1 protein-coding gene is annotated in these 258 nt (G+C 46.1%); it reads left to right on the top strand.

Going from position 1 to position 258, the window contains the following annotated elements; all coding sequences use genetic code 11:
* Positions 1-258 (top strand): transposase (locus J1785_RS00100; protein WP_217218504.1); only part of this gene is annotated, 258 nt, incomplete at both ends.

The following is a 258-nucleotide window of genomic DNA, read 5'->3' as shown; positions in this document are numbered from 1 at the left end:
GGGTTCATGAAGCTGAAATGGAAGATATGCAGACCAGGCTTGATGCATCGCCACAAACAGCTGTCGTGCGAAAGCAAACGGTAGAGCATCCGTTCGGAACAATTAAAATGTGGATGGGGGCAACCCATTTCCTGATGCGACGATTTAAAAACGTCAGCACCGAAATCAGTCTGCATGTGCTGGCTTATAACCTGAAAAGAATGATGTCGATCTTGGGTAATGAAGGATTGGCCATTAAGCTGCGAGAGCAATACAACT

The sequence above is a fragment of the Rahnella perminowiae genome (assembly GCF_019049755.1).
GTDB lineage: Bacteria > Pseudomonadota > Gammaproteobacteria > Enterobacterales > Enterobacteriaceae > Rahnella > Rahnella perminowiae.
Note: the sequence above shows the minus strand (reverse complement) of the source record. Positions and strands in the feature narration are given on the sequence as shown.